Genomic DNA, 19,665 nt, shown 5'->3' with positions numbered 1-19,665 from the left:
TTATTATCTAATCTGACTAATAAATTCTTGACAAGCTACACCAGGATTTTCCTCTTTCATAAAGTTTTCTCCTATTAAAAATCCTTGAAAACCAAATTCTTTTAAACCAGTAACAATTCTAGGATTGCTTATTCCACTCTCAGAAACTTTAATGGCACTATCTGGAATTTGGTTTGCTAATGCCATCGAATGCTCTAAATCCACTTTAAACGTTTTCAAATCGCGATTATTAATTCCGATAATTTTATTATCTAAATCAGAGATCTTATCCAAATCTTGTTGGTTGTGAACCTCGTATAAAACATCTAATCCTAAATCATTTGCTAATTGTCCGTAGTTTTTTAATTCTTCTGCTGTTAAACACGCTGCAATTAATAAAACTACATCTGCTCCAATAGCTTTAGCTTCTACAATTTGGAACCCATCTACTACAAAATCCTTTCTTAAAATTGGTCTAATTGAATTTACAGTTCTGGCTTCCATTAAATCAGCCATCGTTCCTCCAAAAAATGATGTATCTGTTAAAATAGATTGTGCCGCAACATTGGCTTCTAAATATCCATTAGTTACATCTGTTACAGATACTTTATCATTGATCACTCCTTTAGACGGAGATTGCCTTTTAAATTCAGCTATAATTCCTGTTGATCCTTTCTCTGTTAAAGAGGCTTTTAAAGAGATTGGTGTTCTTTTAAAATTAGGACTTTCTACTAACTTTTTTACTGGAACTTCTGCTTTTATTTTAGCAATTTCTTGCTTCTTAAAATTTATTATTTTCTCTAAAATTGTCATTTTATAAATTATGAATTTTAAATTACGAATTACGAATTGTCTATTATTCCTCTACTCTTAAATCCTAATTCTTAATTATTAATTTTGGTTCTCATTGTTTTTTGAATACTACCTATTATTTTCAGAAGTTCATTTATATCCTTTAATAAAGATTTTGCTTCAATATCCTTTAAATAATTAGTGTCTCTTAATAAACGTATCCAATAATTTGTTTCTCTTGCTTCTTTATATGCTATAGTTAATTTTGCATAAAAATCTTTTTTACTTTGTCCTCCTATTGCTTCTTCAACATTAGCTCCTATTGATGTTCCTGAACGTAATAATTGTTTACTTAATGTAAACTCTTTCTTCTCTTTTGATAAATGTTGATACAGTTTTACAACTCTAACAGCAAAATCATAGCTTTTTATTTGAATAACATTTTCTTTCATAGTTTCTTTTCTTATTAATTTTCACTCTCTTTTTCTTTCTTTATATTGATACTTTCAATTGTAAATTGAAATAAAAAATTCCCAATTCCCAATTCCCAATTCGTAATTCGTAATTCGTAATTCGTAATTCAAAAATACTATCCCACTAATTTTTCTAAACAAGCTTTTGCTTTTCCTCCAAACAACGAGCTCTTTGCTTCTTCATACCCTTCTTCAAAACTTTTCGTATCATCAACAATTGTTAGTGCAACAGCTGCATTGGTAAGGACCACACTATTTTGTGCTTCTGTACCTTCACCATTTAAAATGGTTTTAAAAATCTTCGCTGCTTCTTCTACAGAATTTCCACCGTAAATATCTGATTGTGCTACTCTCTCTTTCCCTAAAGATTCCGGAGTAATTAATTGCTCTCCTTTTTTTGAAAAGAATTTGAATCCGCCAGTTAATGAAATTTCATCATATCCATCTAAAGCATGTACAATTCCGTAATTTGTATCTTCCTCTTGTAAAATATAATTATACAATCGAGCAACCTCTAAATTAAAAGTTCCTAATAATTGATTTTGTGCAAAACTTGGATTTACCAAAGGACCTAGCATATTAAAAAACGTTTTTAATTTTAATGCTTTTCTTATTGGTCCTACTGCCTTCATTGCTGGATGAAACTTTGGCGCGTGTAAAAAACAAATATTTGCTTTTTCTAATTGCGACTTTAAAGTTGCTTCATCATTGGTAAACTCATAACCAAAGCTTTCTAACATATCTGATGAACCAGACTTTGATGACACTGAATAATTACCGTGTTTAGCTACTTTTTGTCCTGTTCCTGCTACAATAAATGATGTTAAAGTTGATATATTGAAAGTATCTTTTCCATCTCCTCCTGTACCTACAATATCAATCGTATTAAAATCAGATAAATCAACTTTAATTGCCAATTCTAAAAGTGCCTCTCTAAAACCTGCAAGCTCATTTACAGTAATCGGACGCATCATAAACACTGTTAAAAATGAAGCTAAATGCGCATCATTGTATTGTTCTTTTGCAATATCAATCAGAATTTGTTTTGCTTCTGACTTTGATAATCTTTTATGTTGATATAAATCGTTTAAAATTGCTTTCATCTACGAATTGCGAATTTTCAATTACGAATTGCGAATTATTTTTAACTTCTGAAAATCAATTCGCAATTCATAATTCCTAATTATTAATTACTTTTTACGCTATTGATAAAATTACGTACTAACTGTTCTCCAACTTCTGTTAAAATACTTTCTGGATGAAATTGTACTGCGCTTATTGCATGTTCTTTATGACGAATTGCCATAATACCTCCTTCTTCATCTACCGCTGTTACTTCTAACTCAGCTGGTAAATGTTCATTAGATGCAATCCATGAATGATAACGAGCTGCTGGAAAAGTTCCTGGAACACCTTCAAAAATAATTGCTTCTGGCTTGGTTACTTTCATATCAGTAGCAACTCCATGAAACACTTCGTTCATGTTTATAATTTTACCACCAAAAACTTCTGTTATTGCTTGTAAACCTAAACAAACTCCAAAAATTGGTTTCTTTCCAGCATATGCTTTAATAACTTCTTTTAAAATTCCAGCTTCATCTGGAATTCCAGGTCCTGGTGATAACATAATTAAATCATAGTCAGCAATCTCCTCTATAGAAATTTCATCATTTCTATACACATCTGGATATTCATCTGTGATTTTTTCTACCATATGCACCAAGTTATAGGTAAAAGAATCGTAATTATCTAATATTAATATTTTCATTTTTTAAGTATTGAGTACTTAGCACTGAGTATTAAGACCAAACTTATGTCTTAATACTTTTTACTTAATACTGTTTATATTTTCTCTGCTAAAATCAATGCTTTCTTTAAAGCTGCTAGTTTATTATTTACTTCTTGTAATTCTTTTTCTTCATCTGAATGAATTACAATTCCTGCTCCTGCTTGGTAGTACAACACATTATTTTTACTTACAAACGATCTAATTCCAATTGCCAAATTCACATCGCCGTTTAATCCTAAAATTCCTACAGCACCACCATAAAAACCTCTAGATTGGTTTTCATATTTATTGATTAACTCCATTGCCTTGTATTTTGGTGCTCCACTTAAAGTTCCCGCAGGAAAAGTATCTCCAACAATTTTAATTGGATCTCCTTTTATTTCTCCTTGAACTGTAGATACTAAATGTATTACATGACTAAAATATTGTACTTCTTTAAATACCTCAACAGTCACATTTTCTGCATGCTTACTTAAGTCGTTTCTAGCTAAGTCAACTAACATTACATGTTCAGCTGTTTCTTTCTTATCGTCAGATAATTTTTTACCTAACTTTATATCTTCTGCCATATCTCCTGTTCTTCTGAAAGTACCAGCGATCGGATTTATTATGGCTTTTCCTTTGTTTATTTTAATTTGAGCTTCTGGTGAAGACCCCATTAATTTAAAACTTCCATAATCAAAGTAGAATAAATAAGGTGATGGATTGATAGATCGTAATGCTCTATACACATTAAACTCATCTCCTTTAAATGATTGTTGAAATTGACGTGATAAAACTAATTGAAAAACATCTCCTCGTTTACAGTGAGATTTTGCCTTTCTCACATTCTCTATAAACTCTTTACTAGTAACATTTGAAGTTTCTAATCCTTCTATTTCAAACTTTTGTGTATTAAAAGCCTGTGCTTCAATAATTGTTTCTATTTCTTTTAAACGAGAAGCCTCTCCTTCTTGTAAGTTTTCGATTAATTGCATTTCATCATTAAAATGATTAATAGCAATAATGAATCTGTAAAAACTATACTGCATCATTGGTATTGCAGATGGAGCATCAGGATTATCTAAAGTAATAGTTTCAAAATACTGAACACTATCAAAAGTAGTATATCCATACAAACCATTAAAAGGTTTCAAGTTTTCATCGCAATCTAAATCAATTAAATTGGTAAAATCATTGAATAAAGCATCAAAATTTCTTCCAATATTACTTCTTTTTACCTCTTTGTTTTTTACCGATATTGAAAACTCATCTTTATCAGCTACAAAAGACACCATTGGCTCTATACAAATAAAAGAATAACTCTCTTCTTTACTATGATAATCAGAACTTTCTAACAATAATGTATTCGGATATTTATCTCTTAAACGAAGATACAATCCTACTGGAGTAACCGTATCTGAAATCTTTTGTTTAGTTTGTGTTTTAAATTTTATTGGTGTCATTTTTCAATTTGTTCAAAAAAAAAGGCTTATCATGAGATAAGCCTTTTTAGTTATTATATATACATAACAAGATGGTCTCACTAACGTAAGTTAAGAGATTTCCACCACCAGTTATTTAATTGTATCGTTTTCATTTGCAACAAATTTATAAAGTCATTTTATTTTGTCCAAATTTTTTTTCTCTTTTTTATTTAGTTTCAGTAAAATTCAAAGCACTCATAACATAAACCATTGGAGCATTCCAATTAATTGTTACTTCGTTTGATGCATATGAGCACCAAGTATCGGAATATGATTTAGCGGCATAGGTACTTGGATACTTACATTTATCTTGCTGTCCTGGTTGTGGACCACCAACAACCATACCTGGCACTGCTTCTTTTATGTCATCTGCTTCAGAGATTCTGTGATGTGGATTTTTAGCAGCGTTTGTACCAATCCCTGTAATAAAAGAAACTCCTAATCCATTTCTTCCAACTAAATAATCCATACCAACAAAAACAGCGTCTAAAAAAGAGGCCTTTTTAGATATTTCATACGCTTTCATTAAATACATTAATTGGTTTCCGGCAACACCATTACTCCCCCAAACATAATCAGGAGTAGTCATTGCAATTCTCATAGGAGACTTCTCTACACTTTTCTTTAATTCCTTTGCTTTTGCTAATAACTTTTTTTCCGCTAACGAAACATTTACATCTTTTTTTAATTGATTTTTAAAATTTGTGATAGAATATAATGCTAATGCACTAGCATCTTTCCACCAAGGCACTTCATTAGATATACTTTTTATATTGATATCTTTTTTATAGATATTCTTTTTAGTAGTAATAAACAACTCAACAGCAGCCCATTGAAACTCCCCAAGAACATTATCGTCTTCATATTGTCCAGTTTTCACTCCTTTAGGATTCAAATAATATGCTTCTGGATTTTTTTTAGCCCATTCATAGGCTTTCTTTGAAGCCTCTAACAATCTTTTACTATAATTTGGTTTTTCTTTTTTAAATTCTGAAAAAATTCTTGCTGCCATAGCTGTTACTGCTGCAAAATTCAAAGCAGCTCCAGTACTTTTCTTTACAACATATCTATCTAAATTATATGCTTTAGGCATTACAACTCCAGAAAAATTTAATCCTGTTAATTTATGATACACTCCCCCATCATTCGGGTCTTGCATTAACAGCATCCAATCTAAATTCCAAATTACTTCATCTAAAATATCTGGAAGATCATTGTTAGATTCTGGAATATTAAATTTTTTGTTTTTAAAATACTCAGGAAAATTCTCATAAGCACTTAATAATGTATAGGTACTAATACCGCTGTTTACAACATACTTATTATAATCTCCAGCGTCGTACCAACCTTTTGAACCATTAATAATAGTTCCTTCTGGTCTTTCTTTGGTAGCTGCCGATACATGCACTTTTATTTTATCATCCATCATAGCCAATGGTCTAGACCATTTACCAGCAAACTCAGGTTCTATTTCAATCCCTGATCTATTATAGTAATAGTATTTAAAAACATCATCTACTGCTTCTGTATAAACTGAAGAACCAATTGAAAACTCTTTTTGCTGATTATTTACTGAAACAACATACTTACCTTCTTTGTTTACCTCTGAAAAATCGATTTGCCCAACATATTCGTTAGCGTCTTTCCAAAGATTTCCTTTTAGTATTGTACCCGATTTAATTATCTCGCCTTTGTTATCCTTTATTTTATAGTTAACAGGAAAAACATTTGAAGACGCATTTAATGAAATAAGCTTGGTTTTACCCAAAGTATAACCTAGTTGATTTATTCTGATGTCTATTTTATCTTCAACTTGCTGAGCACTTATCTGAATTGCTAAAAGAAACAATAGAGACTTTAATATTTTCATTGTTTATATCATTTGTTCAATAATTTTTACAATTTAAAACAAAAAAGACATTAAAATATGTCAAACTTTAATTCAATTCACACAAACTCCTTAAAAAAGTAACATTAAAAAACAAATAACAACTAAAAAACAACAATATGTAACTGTTTTTTGTTTTTATGTTTTTATTTAAAACCATAATACGGTAATTTGAACCATAATTAAAACTGAAAGATAAAATTAAAAGATATAGATATGTGTGGAATTGTTTGTGCTTTTGACCTAAAAGAAAAAACGGCAGCTTTAAGACCTCAAATTTTAGAAATGTCTAAAAAGATTAGACATAGAGGTCCAGATTGGAGTGGAATTTACAGTGACGATAAAACAATCATGGCTCATGAAAGACTGGCTATTGTAGACCCTACTTCTGGACAACAACCTTTATTTAGTAAAGATAGAAGGTTTGTATTAGCTGCTAATGGTGAAATATACAATCATCAAGAATTAAGACAACAATTTGATGATAAATATGAGTTTCAAACAAAATCTGACTGTGAGGTTATTATCGCATTATATGAAGAAAAAGGAGTTGAGTTTTTAGACGAGTTAAATGGAATATTTGGATTTGCTGTTTATGATGCTAAAACTGATGAATATTTAGTTGCCAGAGATCATATGGGAATTATTCCTTTATATATGGGATGGGATAAAAAAGGTACTTTTTACGTTGCTTCTGAATTAAAAGCTTTAGAGGGCGTTTGTAATAAAATAGAAGTATTTCCTCCAGGACACTACTACACAAGAGAAGACGGTTTACAACGTTGGTATTCTAGAGATTGGATGGAATATCAAGCTGTAAAAGAAAATCAAACTAGTATTGATGAACTTCATGACGCATTAGATGCTGCTGTTCACCGTCAATTAATGAGTGATGTACCTTATGGTGTATTATTATCTGGTGGATTAGATTCTTCTATTACTTCTGCTATTGCAAAAAAATATGCATCAAAACGTGTAGAAAGTGATGATAAAGATGAGGCTTGGTATCCGCAATTACATTCTTTTTCAATTGGTTTAGAAGGATCTCCAGATTTAGCTGCTGCTAAAAAAGTATCTGATCATATTGGAACAATTCATCATGAAATTACCTTTACTATTCAAGAAGGATTGGATGCTATTCGTGATGTAATCTACAACTTAGAAACCTACGATATTACAACAATTAGAGCCTCTACTCCAATGTATTTAATGGCACGTGTTATTAAATCAATGGGAATAAAAATGGTATTATCTGGTGAAGGTGCTGATGAAATTTTTGGAGGATATTTATACTTCCACAAAGCACCAAGCGCAGAGGAATTCCATAAAGAAACTGTACGTAAATTAGATAAATTATATCAGTACGATTGTTTACGTGCTAACAAAAGTTTAATGGCATGGGGAATTGAAGGACGTGTTCCATTTTTGGACAAAGAATTTATGGATGTTGCCATGAGAATTAACCCTGAAGATAAAATGATCAACGGTGAACGAATGGAAAAATGGGTATTACGTAAAGCTTTTGAAAGTTATTTACCAAAAGAAGTAGCTTGGAGACAAAAAGAGCAATTCTCTGATGGTGTTGGTTACAACTGGATTGATACTTTAAAAGAGTTAGTTGATACAGCTGTTACTGATGAAATGATGGCTAGCGCTGCACACAGATTCCCTACACAAACACCAAGAGCAAAAGAAGAATACTATTATCGTTCTATTTTTGAAGAGCATTTTCCAAGTGAAACAGCTGCATTAACAGTTCCATCTGTACCTTCTATTGCTTGTAGTACTCCTACAGCATTGGCATGGGATGAAAGTTTTAGAAACCAAAACGAACCAAGTGGTCGTGCTATAAAAATGGTACACGAAGACGCATATTAATTCATTTATTGATATATTTTAGTGTAAAACTCCCAAATAAAATTAATTTATTTGGGAGTTTTTTCATATCTGTAAATCAATTATAACTGTATAAAAAAACCACAAGTATTTATTAAATAAGCTACTTGTGGTTTTTAATGTATAAGAATAAAACTAATCGAATATTTCTATTCAACTAGCTCATAACTAAAATCTATTTAGAATGGTAAATCATCAGGCTCATTTTCATTTAAGTCTGGTGCAGGCTGAAATTGATCTACTGGAGGTAAATTTTGTGGAGCTCCTTGTTGTAAATTTTCTATTCTCCATCCTTGAATAGAGTTAAAATACTTAGCAACACCTTCTGGATTAATCCATTCTCTACCTCTTAAGTTAATAGAAACCTTCACATCTTGTCCTACTTGAAAACTATTTAACAAATCACACTTGTCTTGAATGAATTCAATCATTAACATTTGCGGATATTGCTCGTCAGTAGTTACTACTAACTCTCTTTTTCTAAAACCGTTACTACCAAATGTTTGCGTCTCGCTAATAAGTTTAATCTTCCCTATAACTTCCATAATCTTATCTTATTTAATTAAAAGTACTTTCCAGGCACTTTCTACGTCGTTCTTTAATAAATATTCCTGTGCAAATGTATGCTTTTTTTCTTCTGAAACATTCACCAATTCAGGATGTTCTTTCGCAAAGTTATCAACACTTTCTTGTAAAGGTAATTCTTCTACATTACCTAACATTCCTAAGTTATTACCTGTTAAAACGGTACTATTCTTAATATTTTCAGGCATTTGATCTATTCCCATTCCTAAAGTAGAAATTGGTTTTGGTATTTCAAAGAAACCATCTCTTGCCCTTGAATAATAACTTCCACCTGCTCTTGCTACTAAATCTATTTTGTGCTGATCAATTAATCCTTCCTCATTTAACACCTCTTCGTTTATATGTATTTTTACTACTTCACAAACAATCAAGTTTCCTGCACCTCCTTCATTTCCTGTGTAAATAATATCATTTACTTTACATTCAAACTGAACTGGAGATTCTGCAACTCTAAAAGGTTTTACAACATCTGAAGGCAACATGGTTAAACCTGCTTTTTCAAATTCATTTACTCCTTTCGGATACATGGTACTACTTAAAGACATTTGTTGAACAATATCATAGTTCACAACATTAATAACAACTTCCTTTGTCTCTTCTGAATTATCTAACGTATGTTTTGTGGTATTATTTCTTACGCTTCTAGCTGGAGAAAAAATCATTATTGGCGGATTTGCTCCAAATACATTAAAAAAGCTAAATGGCGATAAATTCGGATTCCCTTCTTTATCTATGGTGCTTGCAAAAGCAATGGGTCTAGGAGCTACTGCTCCTAGTAAATATTGATGTAATTTTCCCGTAGAAATCTCTTTAGGATCTATACTTAACATAAAATTCTTTTTAAAAAAAATGGTTATGTAAATATACTACGCTTTTGTCAATAATGTTATTGATAAAAGAATAGTTTATATTTGGAAAATGAGTTTCATTAAAAACACCTTAAGCTACAAACAAGTCATAATTTCTCTTTCCTTTTGTATCGTTGCTTTTATTTTATGGAATACTTTTATCTTTTTTAACAAGTTTAAAAAAGAAGAGCGTGCTAAAATGGAATTATTTGCTACTGCCATTGAAGAACTTAGCAATAATCAGAATTTAGACGCGTATACCAATCTTGAATTTAAAATTCTAGACAACAATAATACTCCTTGTATTTTAATTAGTGAAAGTGGTACTATTGGTGAAGATCATAATTTAGATCCTGAAAAAGCTAAAGATCCATTATACCTTCAGAAACAGTTGGAAATAATGAAAAAGCAAAACGAACCAATTGAAATTAATTATCTAGGACAAAAAGAGTATGTTTACTATAGAAACTCAGATCTTTTATATAAACTTACCTACTACCCTATTGCTTTAATCACTATTTTAGGATTATTTTTAACTGTAATATTTCTGTTTTTCAATTCTAATAAAATAGCTGAGCAGAATAAATTATGGACAGGTATGGCTAAAGAAACTGCCCATCAGATAGGGACTCCTTTATCTTCTTTATTAGGATGGGTTACCATTTTAAGAACTGCGCCAATAGAACAAACCTACGTTGATGAAATTGAAAAAGATGTAGATCGATTAAAAACAATTGCCAATCGATTTTCAAAAATTGGTTCTTCTCCACAATTAAAAAGCAATAATATTGTAGCTGTTACCAAAGATACTTTTGATTATTTACAAACAAGAAGCTTTAAACAAGTTGATTTTTCTTTTTCTACTTCTAGTAAAGAAGTTCTTATCGATTTAAACAATGAACTTTTTGGTTGGGTAATTGAAAACTTGCTTAAAAATGCAATTGATGCAATGGCAGGAAAAGGTAAACTAGATGTTGTTATTTATGACCAAACAGATAAGGTTGTCATAAGAGTAACCGACACAGGTAAAGGAATTCCTAAAGCAAATTTCAAACAAGTTTTTAAACCTGGATACACGTCTAAAAAAAGAGGTTGGGGTTTGGGATTATCTTTATCTAAAAGAATTATTGAAGATTATCACAAAGGAAAAATCTATGTTTTAAAATCTGAAATTGGTAAAGGCACAACCTTTGAAATTGTATTCTTTAAAGACTAAACCTTCAACAAACTAATAACTTTGGACTAATTTTTAGAGAGTTATTTTCTGTAATAAGTATCAAAAACAACTCTCTAAACTTATTCTAATATTATGCAAAGTTAGCAGCAATCCCTTCCGCTAAACTCACAAACTCTTCATTTGATAATTTTGCTTTTCTTGTAAAACGCATATCATCCATTTCATTAATTGGTATTAAATGTACGTGTACATGAGGCACTTCTAAACCAATTACACTCATTCCAATGCGCTCACATGGTATTGTTTTTTCTATTGCTTTTGCAACATCATAACTAAAGTCCATTAATCTATTGTATTCCTCTTTAGATAAATCAAAAAGTTTGTTTTCTTCTTTCTTCGGAATTACTAAGGTGTGTCCTTTTGCATTTGGATTGATATCTAAAAATGCATAAAACTCCTCGTTCTCTGCTACTTTATATGATGGAATTTCTCCACTAACTATTTTCGTAAAAATACTTGCCATTTTTTATTTTTAGTTGATTTTGCCATAAAAATAAATCGGATTTTGAAAGTATCAAAATCCGATTTATTGTAAATGTTATTTTTTGTCTTTATCTAGAAATATCTAAAACTTCAAATTTCATCATTCCATTAGGTACTTGAATATCTACTACATCTCCTACTTTTTTACCTAACAAACCTTTTCCTATTGGTGAATTTACAGAAAGTTTACCATTACGGATATCACTTTCACTATCTGCAACTAACGTGTATGTAAACTCCATTCCGTTAGTAGCATTTTTTAATTTCACTATAGAGTGTATTAATATTTTTGAAGTATCTAATTGGCTTTCATCTATAATTCTAGCACTAGCTACTACATTCTTTAATTTTGCTATTTTAGTTTCCAACAAAGATTGCTCTTCTTTCGCGGCATGATACTCAGCATTTTCACTTAAATCACCTTTATCACGTGCATCAGCTATTTCTTGTGAAACTTTTGGTCTCTCTACCTGCTCTAAATGGGCTAACTCATCTTTAAGTTTTTTTAACCCTTCTTCTGTGTAATAGGATACGTTACTCATAACTTCTAAAATTTAAAAAATCCCAGTCCGCCTTGGAATGAGATTGTCTTACAAATGTACAAAATATTTACATATTAGTTACGTTCCCTTTGTAGCGACTTTAATTTTTTATGAAAATTTATGTGTTTTTGTTAAAAATTACAAAATAATACAACTTACGTATTCTCCTGAATTTCATAGATAAAATTAAGCTCGTAAATTGCACTCAAATATTTAACATGAAAAAAGTTTTTTTAATTCTTATTTGCTTCATTTTTTTCAACTGTACCAATAATGACAATTTAAACAACTGTTTCTTTGGCATACAACTTAATGAAACAATTAATTTATCAAATCCTCAGTTTATAGACATTCAAGTACCTGGTGGTAGCACTGTTGCCAATATTGGTGGAAGAACGATTTTAATTTTACGTCAAAACAACAGTTCGTATAAAGCTTTTGACTTACAATGCCCTGAAAGAGATTGTAATTCTATGATGACATTTGATGGTTTAAAATTAACATGTCCGTGTAGCGGTAAAGAATATGAAACTATTAATGGTGGAGCTATTGATGGAGAAGGATGTCCTGCTTTGAGATATATTGCAGTACTATTAAACAATAACACACTACAAATAAGTACTTAATTTAGATAGTAGTTTTAAGTATTTTTTTATTGTAAATCTCTGTTATCTATTTTATTGATCCTAAAATAAAAGTGCTTACTTTTGCAGCAACAACACAAACTATTTAATCGTGAAAAATTTTTTTTCATCTAACTTTAGGTTAGGGGTTTTAGGAGGCGGACAACTAGGAAGAATGTTGCTTTCTGAAACTCAAAAGTTCGATATTTTTACAGTAATTCTCGATCCTTCTGCTGAAGCACCTTGTGCTCAAATATGTAATGAGTTTCATCAAGGAGATTTACTAGATTTTGATACTGTTTACAATTTTGGTAAAAAAGTAGATTTACTTACTATAGAAATTGAAAACGTAAATATAGATGCTCTTGATAAATTAGAACAAGAAGGTTTAACTATTTACCCAAAACCAAGTAACTTAAGAGTTATTCAAAATAAAGCGCAACAAAAGAAATTTTATGTAGATAATAATATTCCTACTGCGGAATTTAATCATTATGCATATATAGATGAATTGAAACACTCTTATGAAAATGGTGTTATCAATTTCCCTTTTGTATGGAAAGCTGCTCGTTTTGGATATGATGGTAATGGTGTAAAAGTTGTAAAAAACTATACTGATTTAGAAAACCTTCCAGAAGGAGAATGCATCGCAGAAAAACTAGTTCCTTTTAAAAATGAATTAGCTGTTATTGTTGCTAGAAACGAAAAGGGCGAGCTAAAAACATATCCTGTGGTAGAAATGGAGTTTCATCCAGAAGCTAACCAAGTAGAATATGTGATTTGTCCTGCTAGAATAGATGATACTGTAGCAAAAAAAGCAAGAGAAGTTGCACTAAAAGTTGCGGATGCTTTTGATTTTGTAGGATTATTAGCTGTTGAAATGTTTCAAACAGAAAATGACGAAATATTAGTAAATGAAGTAGCTCCAAGAACTCACAACTCTGGACATTATAGTATTGAAGCTAGCTACACAAGTCAGTTTGAGCAACATGTAAGAAGTATTTTAAATCTTCCTTTAGGAAACACAAACAGTAAAGTGGCTGGGATTATGGTTAACTTAGTTGGTGCTGAAGGTTATACTGGAGATGTCGTTTATGAAAACATTGATAAAGTGTTAGAAATTGACGGAGTAACTCCTCATTTATATGGAAAAAGCTTTACAAAACCTTTCCGTAAAATGGGACATGTAACTATTGTTCATGAAGATATTAATGAAGCTAGAAGAATAGCACAAGAAGTAAAATCAACAATAAAAGTAATAAGTAAATAACAACAATTATCGGTGATCATTTATCAGTGATCAATAGACTTTTTTTATGTGATTTTATATATCTAAGTATCTGTTTAAAGTGAAGGTTTGAGTGAAAAACCTCAAAAAACAGCCACTAACAATCATCTACTTAAATAATAAAAACAATTACAATTATAAAACTATCTACTGCTGACTGAATAATTGATAATTGACAATTGATAACTGAAAAAATATGGTAGGAATTATCATGGGAAGTGACTCAGATCTTCCAATAATGCAAGATGCTATTGATGTATTAGAAAGTATGGATATTCAAATTGAAGTTGATATCGTATCTGCTCATAGAACTCCTGAAAAACTTTTTGATTACGCTAACAATGCTCATAAAAGAGGTGTACAAGTAATTATTGCTGGTGCTGGTGGTGCTGCTCATTTACCAGGAATGGTAGCAAGTATGAGTCCATTACCTGTAATTGGCGTACCTGTTAAAAGTAGAAATTCTATTGATGGATGGGACTCTGTGTTGTCCATTTTACAAATGCCTGGTGGTGTACCTGTTGCAACTGTAGCTTTAGACGGAGCAAAAAATGCAGGTATTTTAGCTGCTCAAATTATTGGAGCTTCTGATAAATGTGTTTTAGATAAAATTATTGCTTACAAAGAAGGTCTTAAATTGAAAGTTGAAAAAGCTTCTGAGCGAGTTAAGAAATAAATAAAAACGCAAGCTAATTAGCTTGCGTTTTTTCTTTATTACATTCCTATAAAACTATTTCCTTTAGCATCTTTTTTATTAGGAATATCGGATGTTAAAACTACATCATCAACCCATAAGCTTTGAGTTTTTGGTGCTCCTCCGTTCCAGTATGTAAAAATTAAACTTCTACCTACTTTAGCTGTATCAAATTTTAATGTTTTTAAATGCGTGATTTCTTGTAGTAATTCTCCATTTTTCCAAAACCTTACGATTCCCTCTCCTCCTTCATCTTTAGATTTAGAATGAAATCTTATGTAAAACTCATACGTTTCCCACTCATTAAATTTTGGTAAATGTTCTGGAGTACCAATATTAACCCACTGCTGCCTTCCTTCATAGATATACTTAAACGGATTATCAGAACCTTTCATATCAACATACACATCATTATACCCAATATTTTCACCATCGCTGGTTTCTGAATGAACTCTCAAAAATTTCAACCTATTCCCCTCACCATAAGAATAATAATCGAATCCTTCGGGAAACAATATTCGAATTCTAAACCATAATTCATCTCCTTCTAGTAACTTTTCTGGATGTGGAATATATCCTCCCCAATAACCAAAACCTGTCTCTCCTTCTTCAATAGTCATTTTACAAGACATGCTTCCCTCAAAAACATGTTCATTATCATAAACACTGTTACCTTGAGCTGATAAATTTACTTTTTCTCCTAAAGTTCCATTATTAAAACCTCTAGTTTCTTTCCATCTTCTTTCTTCGGCAGTAGAACCTAGATCTTCATTAACTTCTATTGTAGTTTCGTTTTTACTACATGAAAACATTGCTATGAATAGTAGGATATAGTATACAAAACTGTTAGATCTCATAAAATTTTATTTTGATTTGAAATATAAATAACTACTTAATAAAATAAATATTACTTTCTACATACATTCATCTTCTGCATCTTTAACAATAGCTATTCCTACTCCATTACTTGTAGTCATATCACAAATCACTTGGGGTATTATGATTAACGGATTGTTTTTTATATCAAGTGATATAAGGTTTGGTATATTAGAAATTTCAACAGGTAATTCTTGTAAATTATTCCCCCTAACATTTAGAACATAAAAACTATCAGGTAAATTACCTATTTCACTTGGTAATTCTTCTAAAAGATTATTTTTTAAATATATTCCTCTTATAGATGTTAAGCTACCTATTTCTTTTGGTAATTTAGTTAATCTATTATCATTTAAAGTTAATACCTCTAGGCTTTCTAAACTGCCTATTTCTGCTGGTAAACTAGCTAAAGCTCTACCGGAAATACTCAAAACTCTCAGCCTATTAAGATACTTTATACTTGTAGGAATTTTATAAATATTTACTGCAGCAATAAAAAGTTCAGACACTCTACCATTAGAAACTGTAACTCCATTCCAATTCCCCATTGTTGGAGCTTCTAAATCCCAATTTAAATATGTAAAGGATGTATTATATTGTTCATTAGCTCTATAAAACTCTTCTAAGAAAAGTCGATCTAATTCTAAAGGACTTAAAAAACTCACATAAACAGTATATTCTTTTTCTGAACCATCTTCAGCTGTTACTGTATAGTTCACAGGGTTAGAAAAGTTTTGAGGTGTACCACTTAAAGGAGAGACTTCAGCTTCATCAGACAATAGAATTTCTGGAGTTAAATTAGTAATATCTGTACCTTCAGGAACTTTCAATCTAATCTCATTTAAATCATTATTTATAATTGCTTCAAATGTTTTATCATCAATAGTAACCTCAAACTTAACAACATCTTTAACATTTCTTAATCTTATTATTTTTACTATATACTCTTTTTGAGTTTCACCGTTTTCAGAGGTTACAGTAAACACAACATCTCCTCTAAAGTCTATACCAGTATCAATTGTTGGTGATATTGAAGCTCCTTCGGAAATTTCAATTGTTGGAATAATGCTTTGTAAATCTTCTATTTCTGATATTTGTAATTTAATCTCATTATTTTCAATTACAGCTTCATAATTATCAGATAAATTAACATTATTTTCCTTTAAAAAAGAAAAGTTTAAAATTGAAGCATCACTTTCTTCAGGCTCTTCTTCTAATATTACAATAACTGAATAAGTTACATTATCAAATCCTTCCTTAGAAATTACATAATCTACTGAAGAAGAAAAATCTTGTACTGAATTATTACTAGGGGTTATTGTAGCGCCATTAGTAATGGCTATTGTTGGGATTAATGAAGTTACAGATGTATTAAATGGTAAACTTAAATAGATCTTATTTTCATCTTCATTAACTTCTCCTATTACGTCATTTGATATTGAAGAGTTCTTGTTTGCTAAAAATTGAAAACTTAATATTTGTAAATCTTCATTAACTGGATTATCAGGTAAAGCTTTATCATCATCTGCACATCTGGAGAATAATAGTAAAGAAAAAAATACGATAACCAAATTTAAATATTTCATAATTGTATATTTTATGTTTAAAAACATGACAAAACAACTTATTTCAATCCAACAATAAGTTATGTACAGATAACTAAACTCTATTAATTAAAAAAATGGCTAAGAATATGTTTTTGTTTAAGAATTACACACTAGTTCAACGATCATCACTTCTGTAATGCAGTTTTTATTCTAGTAAATTTATTATCTACATACATTTATCATCATAATCATCTATATACACATTATTATTACTCCTCATATTACAAATTACCTCAGGAATAACTGTTATAGGATTGTTTTTTAAATTAAGGACACTTAGGTTAGATAAATTAGAAATTTCAGTTGGTAATTCTAATAAACTATTTTCACAAACATCCAAACGATATAAATTAGATAGGTTACCTATCTCTTTTGGCAACTCTTGTAATGAATTATCTTTTAAGTTTATTCCTATTAAAGCGTTTAAATTTCCTATCTCTTTAGGTAATACCGATAAATTATTTTGTTTTAGAGATAACACCTCTAAATTTTCTAAACTACCTATTTCTGGAGGTAAACTAGTTAAGTTTGCACTTTGAATAATTAATAACTTTAACTTATCTAGATAATTTATACTTGAAGGAATTTCATTAATATTTACGTAAGCTACTACAAGTTCTGACACCCTGCCATCAACAATTGTTACCCCTGTCCAATTTTCCATTGTTGAAGCTTCTATATCCCAGTCCAAAAACAAATGATACATCGTTAATGAATTATATGCTTTATTAACTCTATAAAACTCTTCTAAGAAAAGTCGATCTAACCCTAAAGGACTTAAAAAGCTTACATAAACAGTATATTCTTTTTCTAAACCATCTTTAGCTGTGATTGTATACGTTACAGGAATAGAAAAATCTTGAGGTGTTCCACTTAAAGGAGAGATCTCAGCTTCGTTAGACACTTGGATTTCTGGAGTTAAATTGGTGACATCTGTGCCTTCTGGAACTTTTAACCTAATCTCATTAAGATCGTTATCAATTGTTGCCTTAAATGTTTTATCATCAATAGCAACCTCAAATTTAATATCCTCTTTAACAATCATTAACCTCACTATTTTTACCGTATACTTCTTTTGTGTTTCTCCATTCTCAGAGGTTACAGTAAATACAACATCATTCCTAAAATCTATACCAGTATCAATTGTTGGTGATATTGAAGCTCCTTCGGAAATTTCAATTGTTGGAATGACAGATGTTAAACTTTCATAACCTGATATGAATACTTTTATCTCTTCTCCTTCAATAATACCTTCATAATTATCCGATAATTGAAAATTATTATTTTCTATTAAAAAAGAAAAGTTTAAAATTGAAGCATCACTTTCTTCTTGCTCTTCTTCTAAAGTTACAATAACTGAATAAGTAACGTTATTAAACCTATCTTTAGAAAGCACATAATCTATAGGTTCTGAAAAATCTTGTGTTATATTATTACTAGGAGTTATTGTAGCACCATTAGTAATTGTTATAGTTGGAGTTAATGAAGTTACAGATGTATTAAATGGTAAACTTAAATAAATTTTATTTTCATCTTCATTAATTTCACCTATGATGTCGTTTGATATTGAAGAGTTGTTATCTGCTAAAAACTGAAAGTTTAAAATTTGTAAATCTTCATTAACTGGATTATCAGGTAACGCTTTATTCTCATTTGTACACCTAGAGAATAATAGTAAAGAAAAAAATACTATAACTAAATTTAAATATTTCATAATTGTTTCGTTCATGTTTAAAAACATGACAAAACAACTTATTTCAATTCAACGATAAGTTATGTACAGATAACTAAACTCTATTCATTTTAAAAAAATTATTTTTCTCTTTACTGTACTGCTGCGGATTCATTTTTAAATACCTTGCAATGTATTTATCTGGCGTATGTTGTAAAATTATTTTTGATCTTTTTACGTTTTCATAAAAAATCCTAAATCTTTCTGTAGCACTTCTGTATTGTAGTAAATGCATTCTATTTTCTCTATCTAGTAATATGTCTTCATGAATTCTATACAAGAGCATTCCTACTTCGTTGTGATTTTTCAAAATTTCTTCTATATGCTCTTTCTTTAAACTTATTAATTCAACATCTGTTAATGCTTCTTGTATTTCTAAAGAAGGAGTTTTATTAACATAACTAGCCAAACTATTAAATCCCAACCCTACTGGAGTCAAGTTTGTTGTTACTTCTTTATCTACATCAATAATGTATTGATGAACAACTCCCTTAATAACTATATTTGAGTATAATTCTACATCACCTTCTTTAAGAATACATTCTCCTTTTTTATAAACTCTTTTTATACAAAAAGACTTTATTGAATCAGACAACTTTTGATCCACTGGAAATGATTCATTCAAAAAATTATTAAAAAGTTTAAAATCTCTATCTTCTATTTTTTGTAACAACATGTTTTTAATGCCAAAAATATTTGTTCGTTCAAATATACTTACATCTATTGACGTTAAGTTATCTTAAAACTGAAGTCATCTTGACTTTTCAATTTTATGAAATTTCTTTAATCCGATTACAATAAATGCTAGGAAATTAAAGCCTTTCCAACTAGTAATTGTGGTGTCAAATCTATTCAATAAAGAACGAA

Annotated in this window: 19 protein-coding genes and 1 pseudogene; 5 read left to right on the top strand and 15 right to left on the bottom strand. The window is 30.0% G+C overall.

What is annotated here, in order from left to right:
• Nucleotides 1–3: 3 nt before the first annotated feature.
• The 6 genes from trpC to EYW44_RS17750 all read right to left on the bottom strand — a co-directional run bounded on the left by trpC (nucleotide 4) and on the right by EYW44_RS17750 (nucleotide 6,369).
• A complete protein-coding gene (gene trpC, locus EYW44_RS17775) occupies nucleotides 4–792 on the bottom strand; it encodes an indole-3-glycerol phosphate synthase TrpC (protein WP_132725767.1) in 789 nt (262 codons plus the stop codon).
• A gap of 71 nt (nucleotides 793–863) precedes the next feature.
• Entirely contained in the window at nucleotides 864–1,223 is a 360-nt protein-coding gene (locus tag EYW44_RS17770; protein WP_132725764.1) for a four helix bundle protein, read from the bottom strand.
• 137 nt (nucleotides 1,224–1,360) lie between these two features.
• Nucleotides 1,361–2,347, bottom strand: a complete 987-nt coding sequence (trpD, locus tag EYW44_RS17765; protein ID WP_132725761.1) for an anthranilate phosphoribosyltransferase — start codon at nucleotides 2,345–2,347, stop codon at nucleotides 1,361–1,363.
• Nucleotides 2,348–2,430: 83 nt separating this feature from the next.
• Nucleotides 2,431–3,012 (bottom strand): anthranilate synthase component II, encoded by a 582-nt coding sequence (locus tag EYW44_RS17760; RefSeq protein ID WP_132725758.1) that lies wholly within the window; start codon nucleotides 3,010–3,012, stop codon nucleotides 2,431–2,433.
• Nucleotides 3,013–3,086: 74 nt separating this feature from the next.
• Nucleotides 3,087–4,478 (bottom strand): anthranilate synthase component I family protein, encoded by a 1,392-nt coding sequence (locus tag EYW44_RS17755; RefSeq protein WP_132725755.1) that lies wholly within the window; start codon nucleotides 4,476–4,478, stop codon nucleotides 3,087–3,089.
• A 187-nt stretch (nucleotides 4,479–4,665) separates the two neighbouring features.
• Nucleotides 4,666–6,369, bottom strand: coding sequence for a glycoside hydrolase family 9 protein (locus tag EYW44_RS17750; protein ID WP_132725752.1), 1,704 nt, complete (start codon nucleotides 6,367–6,369; stop codon nucleotides 4,666–4,668).
• Between the two features lie 234 nt (nucleotides 6,370–6,603).
• On the opposite strand from EYW44_RS17750, the gene asnB reads away from it, so the two are divergent.
• Entirely contained in the window at nucleotides 6,604–8,265 is a 1,662-nt protein-coding gene (gene asnB, locus EYW44_RS17745; RefSeq protein ID WP_132725749.1) for an asparagine synthase B, read from the top strand.
• Between the two features lie 197 nt (nucleotides 8,266–8,462).
• Here asnB and EYW44_RS17740 read toward each other — a convergent pair whose 3' ends face one another.
• Nucleotides 8,463–8,828 carry a DUF3127 domain-containing protein gene (locus EYW44_RS17740; protein WP_132725746.1) on the bottom strand — a complete coding sequence of 122 codons (366 nt, stop codon included), beginning with the start codon at nucleotides 8,826–8,828 and terminating at the stop codon, nucleotides 8,463–8,465.
• A gap of 9 nt (nucleotides 8,829–8,837) precedes the next feature.
• A complete protein-coding gene (locus tag EYW44_RS17735) occupies nucleotides 8,838–9,698 on the bottom strand; it encodes a flavin reductase family protein (RefSeq protein ID WP_132725743.1) in 861 nt (286 codons plus the stop codon).
• A gap of 88 nt (nucleotides 9,699–9,786) precedes the next feature.
• On the opposite strand from EYW44_RS17735, the gene EYW44_RS17730 reads away from it, so the two are divergent.
• Nucleotides 9,787–10,932: a sensor histidine kinase gene (locus tag EYW44_RS17730; protein ID WP_132725740.1), complete on the top strand. Its 1,146-nt coding sequence runs from the start codon at nucleotides 9,787–9,789 to the stop codon at nucleotides 10,930–10,932.
• A 91-nt stretch (nucleotides 10,933–11,023) separates the two neighbouring features.
• Here EYW44_RS17730 and EYW44_RS17725 read toward each other — a convergent pair whose 3' ends face one another.
• Nucleotides 11,024–11,416: an HIT family protein gene (locus EYW44_RS17725; protein ID WP_132725737.1), complete on the bottom strand. Its 393-nt coding sequence runs from the start codon at nucleotides 11,414–11,416 to the stop codon at nucleotides 11,024–11,026.
• 88 nt (nucleotides 11,417–11,504) lie between these two features.
• Nucleotides 11,505–11,978 (bottom strand): transcription elongation factor GreA, encoded by a 474-nt coding sequence (gene greA / locus EYW44_RS17720; protein ID WP_132725734.1) that lies wholly within the window; start codon nucleotides 11,976–11,978, stop codon nucleotides 11,505–11,507.
• A gap of 218 nt (nucleotides 11,979–12,196) precedes the next feature.
• Here greA and EYW44_RS17715 point away from each other — a divergent pair, with 218 nt between their 5' ends.
• The 3 genes from EYW44_RS17715 (at nucleotide 12,197) to purE (ending at nucleotide 14,565) form a co-directional block, all read left to right on the top strand.
• Nucleotides 12,197–12,604, top strand: coding sequence for a Rieske (2Fe-2S) protein (locus tag EYW44_RS17715; protein ID WP_132725731.1), 408 nt, complete (start codon nucleotides 12,197–12,199; stop codon nucleotides 12,602–12,604).
• Between the two features lie 109 nt (nucleotides 12,605–12,713).
• Entirely contained in the window at nucleotides 12,714–13,871 is a 1,158-nt protein-coding gene (locus tag EYW44_RS17710; protein WP_132725729.1) for a 5-(carboxyamino)imidazole ribonucleotide synthase, read from the top strand.
• Between the two features lie 214 nt (nucleotides 13,872–14,085).
• On the top strand, nucleotides 14,086–14,565 hold the full coding sequence (gene purE / locus EYW44_RS17705; protein WP_132725727.1) for a 5-(carboxyamino)imidazole ribonucleotide mutase: 480 nt from the start codon (nucleotides 14,086–14,088) through the stop codon (nucleotides 14,563–14,565).
• 38 nt (nucleotides 14,566–14,603) lie between these two features.
• On the opposite strand, the gene EYW44_RS17700 is transcribed toward purE, so the two are convergent.
• The 5 genes and pseudogenes from EYW44_RS17700 to EYW44_RS22805 form a co-directional block, all read right to left on the bottom strand.
• A complete protein-coding gene (locus tag EYW44_RS17700) occupies nucleotides 14,604–15,440 on the bottom strand; it encodes a hypothetical protein (RefSeq protein WP_132725724.1) in 837 nt (278 codons plus the stop codon).
• 57 nt (nucleotides 15,441–15,497) lie between these two features.
• Nucleotides 15,498–17,045: a DUF5018 domain-containing protein gene (locus EYW44_RS17695; protein WP_165872265.1), complete on the bottom strand. Its 1,548-nt coding sequence runs from the start codon at nucleotides 17,043–17,045 to the stop codon at nucleotides 15,498–15,500.
• Between the two features lie 187 nt (nucleotides 17,046–17,232).
• Complete coding sequence (locus EYW44_RS17690) at nucleotides 17,233–18,795, bottom strand: DUF5018 domain-containing protein (RefSeq protein ID WP_165872264.1); 1,563 nt, start codon at nucleotides 18,793–18,795, stop codon at nucleotides 17,233–17,235.
• 58 nt (nucleotides 18,796–18,853) lie between these two features.
• Complete coding sequence (locus EYW44_RS17685; protein ID WP_132725717.1) at nucleotides 18,854–19,474, bottom strand: Crp/Fnr family transcriptional regulator; 621 nt, start codon at nucleotides 19,472–19,474, stop codon at nucleotides 18,854–18,856.
• Between the two features lie 75 nt (nucleotides 19,475–19,549).
• Nucleotides 19,550–19,665, bottom strand: a pseudogene (locus tag EYW44_RS22805) (IS5/IS1182 family transposase); the annotation flags it as partial.

The sequence above is a fragment of the Tenacibaculum sp. M341 genome, from assembly GCF_004337695.1.
Lineage (GTDB): Bacteria > Bacteroidota > Bacteroidia > Flavobacteriales > Flavobacteriaceae > Polaribacter.
The sequence above is the reverse complement of the archived record's forward strand: the minus strand, read 5'-3'. Positions and strand labels throughout refer to the sequence as shown.